8 protein-coding genes are annotated in these 9,345 nt (G+C 51.8%); 5 read left to right on the top strand and 3 right to left on the bottom strand.

Features of this window, described 5'->3' with window-relative positions:
- Positions 1-71 precede the first annotated feature (71 nt).
- Positions 72-1,192 (top strand): IS3-like element ISSen4 family transposase gene (locus tag OGY06_RS16685; protein ID WP_103015411.1). Its coding sequence is split into 2 segments (ribosomal slippage): positions 72-330 and positions 330-1,192, totalling 1,122 coding nucleotides; the frame shifts between segments, so codons are not numbered across the junction.
- Between the two features lie 157 nt (positions 1,193-1,349).
- On the opposite strand, the gene OGY06_RS16680 is transcribed toward OGY06_RS16685, so the two are convergent.
- Positions 1,350-2,579 (bottom strand): BaiN/RdsA family NAD(P)/FAD-dependent oxidoreductase, encoded by a 1,230-nt coding sequence (locus OGY06_RS16680; protein WP_193134821.1) that lies wholly within the window; start codon positions 2,577-2,579, stop codon positions 1,350-1,352.
- 229 nt (positions 2,580-2,808) lie between these two features.
- Here OGY06_RS16680 and pitA point away from each other — a divergent pair, with 229 nt between their 5' ends.
- Positions 2,809-4,308, top strand: a complete 1,500-nt coding sequence (pitA, locus tag OGY06_RS16675; protein WP_003827471.1) for an inorganic phosphate transporter PitA — start codon at positions 2,809-2,811, stop codon at positions 4,306-4,308.
- A 64-nt stretch (positions 4,309-4,372) separates the two neighbouring features.
- On the opposite strand, the gene uspB is transcribed toward pitA, so the two are convergent.
- A complete protein-coding gene (uspB, locus tag OGY06_RS16670; RefSeq protein WP_003023371.1) occupies positions 4,373-4,708 on the bottom strand; it encodes a universal stress protein UspB in 336 nt (111 codons plus the stop codon).
- Between the two features lie 393 nt (positions 4,709-5,101).
- Between uspB and uspA the strand changes: the two genes are divergently transcribed.
- Positions 5,102-5,539, top strand: coding sequence for a universal stress protein UspA (gene uspA, locus OGY06_RS16665; protein WP_003023368.1), 438 nt, complete (start codon positions 5,102-5,104; stop codon positions 5,537-5,539).
- A 281-nt stretch (positions 5,540-5,820) separates the two neighbouring features.
- Positions 5,821-7,293: a dipeptide/tripeptide permease DtpB gene (gene dtpB, locus OGY06_RS16660; protein ID WP_286605728.1), complete on the top strand. Its 1,473-nt coding sequence runs from the start codon at positions 5,821-5,823 to the stop codon at positions 7,291-7,293.
- 87 nt (positions 7,294-7,380) lie between these two features.
- Here dtpB and OGY06_RS16655 read toward each other — a convergent pair whose 3' ends face one another.
- A complete protein-coding gene (locus OGY06_RS16655; RefSeq protein ID WP_003023361.1) occupies positions 7,381-7,884 on the bottom strand; it encodes an RrF2 family transcriptional regulator in 504 nt (167 codons plus the stop codon).
- Positions 7,885-8,116: 232 nt separating this feature from the next.
- On the opposite strand from OGY06_RS16655, the gene OGY06_RS16650 reads away from it, so the two are divergent.
- Positions 8,117-9,316: an NAD(P)/FAD-dependent oxidoreductase gene (locus tag OGY06_RS16650; RefSeq protein WP_286605726.1), complete on the top strand. Its 1,200-nt coding sequence runs from the start codon at positions 8,117-8,119 to the stop codon at positions 9,314-9,316.
- Positions 9,317-9,345 lie beyond the last annotated feature (29 nt).

Here is a 9,345-nt window from a genome sequence, read left to right as displayed (position 1 = left end):
TGACCTGCTCCCCGTTGATTAGTACACCCCGATGTTAGTAATGTCTTCATAAGCCACATGAGGACATCCCCATGAAGAAGCGTTTTTCCGACGAACAGATCATCAGTATTCTCCGCGAAGCCGAAGCTGGGGTACCCGCCCGTGAACTCTGCCGCAAGCATGCCATTTCCGATGCCACGTTTTACACCTGGCGTAAGAAGTATGGCAGTATGGAGGTGCCTGAAGTTAAGCGCCTGAAGTCGCTTGAGGAAGAGAACGCCAGACTCAAGAAGCTGCTTGCCGAAGCCATGCTGGATAAAGAGGCGCTTCAGGTGGCTCTTGGGCGAAAGTACTGACGACAGACCAGAAGCGGGAAGCCGTGATGTTGATGTGTGATGCGACCGGTCTGTCGCAACGTCGTGCCTGCAGGCTTACAGGTTTATCCCTGTCGACCTGCCGCTATGAGGCTCACCGTCCGGCTGCTGATGCGCATTTATCAGGGCGCATCACTGAGCTGGCACTGGAGCGCAGGCGTTTTGGCTACCGTCGTATTTGGCAGTTGCTGCGCCGTGAAGGGCTTCATGTTAATCATAAGCGCGTGTACCGGCTTTATCACCTCAGTGGCCTGGGCGTAAAACGCAGAAGACGTCGTAAAGGGCTGGCAACAGAACGTCTGCCGCTGCTCCGTCCGGCGGCGCCCAATCTGACCTGGTCGATGGATTTCGTCATGGACGCACTTTCCACCGGTCGCAGGATCAAGTGTCTTACCTGCGTCGATGATTTCACAAAGGAATGCCTGACGGTCACTGTTGCCTTTGGGATTTCAGGCGTTCAGGTCACGCGTATTCTGGACAGCATTGCACTGTTTCGAGGCTATCCGGCGACGATAAGAACTGACCAGGGGCCGGAGTTCACTTGCCGTGCACTGGATCAATGGGCCTTTGAGCATGGTGTTGAGTTGCGCTTAATCCAGCCGGGCAAGCCAACGCAGAACGGATATATTGAGAGCTTTAACGGACGATTTCGCGATGAATGTTTGAATGAGCACTGGTTCAGCGATATCGTTCATGCCAGGAAAATTATTAATGACTGGCGGCAGGATTATAACGAATGCCGCCCGCACTCCACGCTGAATTATCAGACACCGTCTGAATTTGCAGCGGGCTGGAGAAAGGGTCATTCTGAGAATGAAGATTCCGACGTTACTAACTGAGTGTTGTATCTAATCGTGGGGGCAGGTCACTACCCCTAGCCATGATCGTACCCTAAAAACGACATTGATACGTACCTATATGTGCATTTTATAGTCTCCAACCCTATAACCACACATTCAGTAAGTATACAACATTAGCGTCGTTTTTTGAGAATGGTTACAACTTTAGTGCTTTGTGTACAACTTTATTGTCCTCGGACAATACCAAATCCTGTGCGCATGCCCAGGCACTCGACCACGCCCACTGGAAGTTATAGCCTCCCAACCAGCCGGTGACGTCCATCACTTCGCCGATAAAGTAGAGCCCTGGCACTTTGCGGGCTTCCATCGTGCGCGATGACAGCTCGTTGGTATCGACGCCGCCCAACGTGACTTCAGCGGTACGATACCCTTCCGTACCGTTCGGCTGCACCCGCCACTCGGTCAGCGTTTCAACCAGCGTCTGTTGATCGCGCACGTTAAGCTGCTTCAGAGACACGTCAGGAATTTGCCCTAACTGCTGCAAGCATTCCACCAGACGCTTTGGCAACTGCATTGCTAAGGTGTTCTTTAAGCTCTGGTTAGGATGTGCGCTACGTTGTTCGTCGAGGAAGCTCGCAAGGTCAACATCCGGCAACAAATTAATGCTGACAAATTCGCCTGGCTGCCAAAAACTGGAAATCTGCAAAACAGCTGGGCCCGAAAGTCCTCGGTGTGTAAAGAGCAGATTTTCACGAAATACGGTGCCGTCTTCGGCGGTGATAACGGAGGAGACCGACACGCCAGAGAGCACCTGAAGCTGCTCCAGCAGTGGCTTATGCAACGTAAAGGGCACCAGTCCCGCGCGCGTTGGCAACACCTTCAGACCAAACTGTTCGGCAATTTTATAACCAAACGGCGTTGCCCCCAGACCCGGCATGGAAAGCCCACCTGAAGCGATAACCAGTTTTTTCGTGCCGACCGTCATGCCATTCAGTTCGAGGGTGAAACCTTCATCATCCTGCACCACGCTCAGGACTTCGCTCCGTAACCGCATAGTTACGTTACCTTTTTCACACTCGTCTACCAGCATATCGACAATTTGCTGAGCGGAATCATCGCAGAACAGCTGACCCAGCGTTTTTTCATGCCAGGCAATACCGTGTTTGCCCACCAGGTCGATAAAATCCCACTGCGTGTAACGCGCAAGTGCCGATTTGCAAAAATGGGGGTTTTGGCTCAAATAGGCGGCCGGTTCGACATAAAGATTGGTAAAGTTGCAGCGTCCCCCGCCAGACATGAGAATCTTGCGCCCTGGCTTTTTACCATTATCAATCAGCAGTACTCGACTACCTGCTTGTCCTGCCTGCGCGGCACAAAACATACCCGCTGCGCCAGCGCCTATAATAACGGTATCAAACCTTTCCACGTTGCGATCCTCTCTAAAAAGCGGGTGTGAATTGTAAAGATTCCTCAGTGGTCGCACCAGCACCAAACTACCGATAAAGTGTATTTAACTGAAATATATAGGATAATTCTTTAGTGGTGTAAAACAAAGCAGGAGACAAATCAAAAAAACTCTATATTTCACTTTGCCCGCGCCGCCAAAGTCACTGATAATGCGCCGCGTTCATGTCCTCAAAATGGCGTAACGTCCTATGCTACATTTGTTTGCTGGCCTAGATTTACATACCGGGCTTTTACTATTGCTTGCTCTGGCTTTTGTGCTGTTCTACGAAGCAATTAACGGCTTCCATGACACAGCCAATGCTGTCGCAACCGTGATCTATACCCGTGCAATGCGTTCGCAATTGGCGGTGGTCATGGCTGCGTTGTTCAACTTCTTTGGTGTTTTGCTGGGTGGTCTCAGCGTGGCATATGCCATCGTGCATATGCTACCAACGGATCTGCTGCTTAATATGGGATCGTCACATGGCCTTGCCATGGTGTTCTCCATGCTGCTGGCGGCAATTATCTGGAACCTGGGTACCTGGTACTTTGGTTTACCTGCATCCAGCTCCCACACGCTGATTGGCGCCATTATCGGTATTGGTTTAACCAATGCACTGATGACCGGCACCTCGGTGGTGGACGCACTTAACATTCCGAAAGTTATCGGTATTTTTGCTTCGCTTATCATCTCGCCAATTGTTGGTCTGGTGGTTGCAGGCGGTCTTATTTTCATTCTGCGTCGTTACTGGAGCGGTACAAAAAAACGTGCCCGTATCCACCTGACGCCAGCAGAACGTGAAAAGAAAGATGGCAAGAAAAAGCCGCCGTTCTGGACCCGTATTGCACTGATCCTCTCCGCTATCGGCGTAGCGTTCTCTCATGGCGCTAACGACGGGCAGAAAGGCATTGGTCTGGTGATGCTGGTGCTGATTGGCGTAGCGCCTGCAGGCTTCGTGGTGAATATGAATGCTTCCGGTTACGAGATTACCCGTACCCGTGATGCAATCAATAACGTCGAAGTCTTCTTCCAGCAGCGCCCTGACCTGCTTAAACAGGCCACAGGCGTAGACCAGCTGATTCCGTCCCCGACGGACGCGGCCCCCGCGACGACGACAGAGTTCCATTGCCACCCGGCGAATACAATCAACGCGCTGGAACGTGCGAAAGGTATGCTGGCGAACCTGGAAACCTATGACAAGTTAAGCGTCGAACAGCGTGGTCAGCTGCGCCGTATTATGCTGTGCATCTCTGATACCACCGATAAAGTGGTTAAGCTGCCTGGCGTAAGCGCTGACGATCAGCGTCTGCTGAAAAAACTGAAAGCTGACATGCTGAGCACCATTGAGTACGCGCCTATCTGGATCATTATGGCCGTCGCACTGGCGCTGGGTATTGGTACGATGATTGGCTGGCGTCGCGTTGCCACCACCATCGGCGAGAAAATCGGTAAGAAAGGCATGACTTATGCCCAGGGGATGTCGGCGCAGATGACCGCCGCAGTCTCTATCGGCCTCGCCAGCTACACCGGTATGCCCGTTTCCACCACCCACGTTCTCTCTTCTTCCGTTGCGGGGACGATGGTTGTTGATGGCGGCGGATTGCAGCGTAAAACGGTAACCAGCATTCTGATGGCCTGGGTCTTCACCCTGCCGGCTGCGATTATTCTTTCCGGGGTGCTGTACTGGCTGTCCCTGAAGCTTATCTAAGCGAATGCACGGTAAAAAAGCGGGTCAGGAAGCTGACCCGCTTTTTTTGTATCTGTTGTTGGAATCAGTGCCAGATAATCAGCGCAACCATGCTGATTAGCACCAGGCCACATAGCGCGCTGGTGAGAATGAACTGACCGCGAACCCGCTCACAACGGCGAATAAATTCATCATCATGATGATCGCGGTAACGCTGAGCGTAGATATACCACACCAGACGCATCTGCTTGTTCGGTTGCCCATGCGAGGTAAAAAAGCCCCCTCCATCTACATACTGGTAAAGTAATGGATCGCAACCACGAAGTACCACTAACAGTGCGCGTAGCGAAGAAAAATAGCGCGCCATATTAACAATGCAAACGACACATAAAGCCCAGAATAATGCAATGGTGCTTATCATACCTCCTCCCCGGCGACCCGCCCACGGAACTCCTTTCCGGGACTACCGCTCCCCGATACCCTGCCAAACCATTCAATGAAGAGTGCAGCCGAAACCGTTCGTGTTAGTATCACGCATCCGAACGCCTCTTTAGATAGTGTAGGAGATTAGTTAATTTTTTTGCCATAAGGTTAATCGCTATCAATGCAATTAACTTAAAAATTTGTTTAACTATTTGGCAAGCAAGGCGGATTGACGGATTATCCTGGTCGCTATAATGTAAGGATAGTCCTTATATGGTACGTTTTTTACGACTGGGCTAGCCCCGCGCACAAGGTTCGCAGGACGCGGATGACGCGGCGGCATATAACGCCAGCAGGCTAGTCATCGACAACTTATGGAAGGAGTAACACTATGGCTTATAAACACATTCTTATCGCGGTTGATCTTTCTCCGGAAAGCAAAGTTCTGGTTGAAAAAGCGGTTTCTATGGCGCGACCTTACAATGCTAAAGTCTCCCTTATCCACGTTGACGTAAACTATTCTGACCTGTACACCGGGCTTATCGACGTGAATCTGGGCGACATGCAGAAACGCATTTCTGAAGAAACCCACCACGCGTTAACCGAGCTGTCCACCAATGCAGGCTACCCTATCACCGAAACCCTGAGCGGTAGCGGCGACCTGGGTCAGGTTCTGGTTGATGCCATCAAAAAATACGACATGGATCTGGTCGTCTGTGGTCACCACCAGGATTTCTGGAGCAAACTGATGTCCTCCGCGCGCCAACTGATCAACACCGTCCACGTCGACATGTTGATTGTTCCGCTGCGTGACGACGAAGAAGCATAAAATGCTTGCCGCCGGAAGTTAACCCGGCCCACTGCAAGTCGTTAAGCCTGTAAACGCCCGCCTTTGCGGGCGTTTTTGTTTTTATCATTCGGTCACAATTAGTACATCCATCCAGCTAATAAATCATAATTAGTGTGATCAACTAATTGGATCGAAAACCATCTCTATAATACTCTACCCTTGCGGCCAATAACCGCAGTCTATAACAAAATAAGACTTTTTCGGCGCGTTTAAGCATACGCGTTCATACTTTTCGGGATGGCTTTGAAAGGCGATGGAATATGAATAAAACTGCACCTACGGGCTTGCTGCAGCAACCTCGTCCGTTCTTCATGATCTTCTTTGTGGAATTATGGGAACGATTTGGCTATTACGGCGTACAGGGCATCCTGGCGGTATTTTTTGTTAAGCAGCTCGGATTTTCACAAGAACAGGCATTTGTCACCTTTGGTGCCTTTGCCGCACTGGTTTACGGCCTGATCTCGATCGGCGGCTACGTCGGCGACCACCTGTTAGGCACCAAGCGCACGCTGGTACTCGGTGCCATTGTGCTGGCAATCGGCTACTTCATGACCGGGATGTCGCTGCTTAAGCCGGATCTAATCTTTATTGCTTTGGGTACCATTGCCGTTGGTAACGGGCTATTTAAAGCCAACCCGGCAAGCCTGCTGTCAAAATGCTATCCCCCGAAAGACGCCCGTCTGGACGGTGCTTTCACCCTGTTTTATATGTCGATTAACATCGGTTCGCTGCTGTCACTGTCGCTGGCGCCGGTGATTGCCGATAAGTTTGGCTACGCTGTGACTTACAACCTGTGCGGAGCCGGACTAATCGTCGCGCTGCTGGTCTACTTTGCCTGCCGCGGAATGGTGAAAAATATCGGCTCTGAGCCAGACCATAAGCCACTGAACTTCCGTAACCTGCTGTACGTGCTGGCCGGTACGGTAGTGATGGTATTTATCTGCGCCTGGCTGATGCACAACGTGCAGATTGCCAACCTGGTGCTGATCGTCCTGTCGATTGTCGTGACCATCATCTTCTTCCGTCAGGCATTCAAACTGGATAAAACCGGGCGCAACAAGATGTTCGTGGCCTTTATCCTGATGCTGGAAGCGGTGGTGTTCTACGTGCTGTACGCGCAGATGCCGACATCGCTAAACTTCTTTGCGATCAATAACGTACACCATGAAATTCTTGGTTTCGCCATCAACCCGGTGAGCTTCCAGGCGCTGAACCCGTTCTGGGTGGTACTGTCGAGTCCGGTACTGGCCGCAATCTATACCCGTCTGGGCAACAAAGGCAAAGACCTGACCATGCCGATGAAATTTACGCTCGGTATGTTCCTGTGCTCATTGGGCTTCCTGACGGCCGCCGCTGCCGGGATGTGGTTTGCCGATGCACAAGGGCTGACGTCGCCGTGGTTTATCGTGCTGGTGTATCTGTTCCAGAGCCTGGGTGAACTGCTGATTAGCGCCCTGGGACTGGCTATGGTCGCTGCTCTCGTGCCACAACATCTGATGGGCTTCATTCTTGGGATGTGGTTCCTGACGCAGGCCGCGGCCTTCCTGATGGGGGGTTATGTCGCTACGTTCACCGCCGTACAAGAGAACATCACCGACCCGCTGCAAACGCTGCCTATCTATACCAACGTCTTCAGTAAGATTGGCCTTGTCACCCTGGCCGTAACGGTCGTGATGGCGATTATGGTGCCATGGCTGAACCGCATGATTAATACGCCGAGCACCGAGCAATAACCTTCAGTGCCGGATGGCGGCTATTGCCCCTGTCTGGCCTACATTCAACATGCCCGGTCGCCTTGCGCTATCGGGCATTTTCACTCACTACCCTTTACGAGCGTCTATCCACTCCTGCACTTCTACCACAAAAGTGTCCGGCGCTTTGCGGTACATTTTGCGCGCCAAGTCCAGAATCGTATGCTGGCCGAGCGCTTCTTCCATTCGCTGCTGGGCCATGTCCATTACCGAACGCACGCCACAAATGCCTTCACAGGCCCACTCCGGTGGATGTTCCTCAAATACCGCCAGCCGCTGGCGAATTTCACGACACTCAAAGATGCGCTTATCGCCATCAATAGCATTCACCACATCCAGCACCGTGATGTGTTCAGCGGGTTTAGCTAACTGGAAACCGCCACCTTTGCCTTCAATGCTGCGCACCAGACCCGCTTTGGACAGACGGGTGAAAATTTTTGCCAGATAGTCATACGGTACGCTTTGCAGTTCGGCTATTTCCCGCACGCTCATATCCCGCGCGTCGCCCTTACTGTCGACCATACACATCAGGCTATGAATGCCGTACTCAACTCCCGAACTGTAGAATGCCATTCTCTTATCTCAGCCAAAATGAATCTGAGTTTATTGTAGCTTTTTCATCTCATTCATTCCAGACAGCAAAGTAACCCCTTTTCAAAACATAACTTTAAATACATATTTATCAAATAGATAATCAAAAAACACCGCTCTTTGAGGCAAAAAGGATCTCGATCGCATTGCAATTCATAACTACGACAAATAAAATCCGAGTAAATAATTCGTAGTCACCAGTGAGAAAACCCCAATGCGTAAACAAATTCTGATCGTGGGCGCCGGCTTTGCCGGTATGTGGGCAGCATTAAGCGCCGCACGACTAGCGGATAAACATCAGCAGGCAATTGATATTACAGTAATTGCGCCACAACCGGAGCTGCGTGTCCGCCCACGATTTTATGAAAGCGCCGTTCATACGCTGGTCGCACCACTGCAACCGTTGTTTGACGTTACCGGCGTCAACTTCCTGCAAGGTCACGTCGAGCAAATCCTCCCGGACTCTAAAGAGGTGAGCTGGAAAGATGCCAACGGTGACACTCATCTGCGTCGCTATGACCGCCTGGTGCTCGCCAGCGGAAGTCATGTAAACCGCGACGCCGTCGCCGGTGCCGCCGCGCACGCGTTTGACCTCGACCAACTCGAAAGCGCCGCCGTACTGGAGCAGCACATTAACAATCTGGCATTACAACCGGAAAGTGAGGCTCGCAATACCGTGGTGGTCTGTGGTGGTGGTTTCACCGGGATAGAGATGGCGCTGGAATTACCGGGTCGTTTGCGCGAAATATTGGGTGCTGATGCTAAGACCAGAGTTGTCGTAGTTGAACGCGGTGCTCAGCCAGGCGGACGCTGGAGCCAGGAATTACGTGACGTGATTATCGAAGCCTCTGCTGAACTGGGCGTCGAGTGGCTGGTCAATGCGGAAGTAGAAAGCGTGGATGCCTCCGGCGTCACGCTGAAAAATGGGCAGGTGATTGCCTCTCAAACGGTTATCTGGACCGTCGGCGTACAGGCCAATAGCCTGACAGCACAGATTAATGCCCCGCGCGATCGCCAGGGCCGTCTGCATGTGAATACCAATCTGCAGGTTGTGGGTCACGATGATATCTACGCCACTGGCGATGTGGCCTATGCCGCCACCGACGACAAAGGCAACCATGCGTTAATGACCTGTCAGCACGCGATTTTGTTGGGTAAATTTGCCGGTAATAACGCTGCGGCAGACCTGTTAAACGTAACACCACTGCCATATCGTCAGGAAAACTACGTCACCTGCCTGGATCTTGGTGCCTGGGGTGCGGTGTATAGCGAAGGATGGGATCAGCAGGTAAAACTGACGCGCGCAGAAGCGAAGAAGCTGAAGGTGTCGATTGTCAGCGAGCTGATTTACCCACCGAAAGCAGACCGAGCAGTAGCATTTGAGATTGCCGACCCGCTGGCACCGTTTGTTTAATGGATAATGCCGGATGCGGCTAACGCCTT

This window comes from Citrobacter sp. Cpo147 (assembly GCF_030332405.1).
GTDB classification, from domain to species: domain Bacteria; phylum Pseudomonadota; class Gammaproteobacteria; order Enterobacterales; family Enterobacteriaceae; genus Citrobacter; species Citrobacter portucalensis.
Note: the sequence above shows the minus strand (reverse complement) of the source record. Positions and strands in the feature narration are given on the sequence as shown.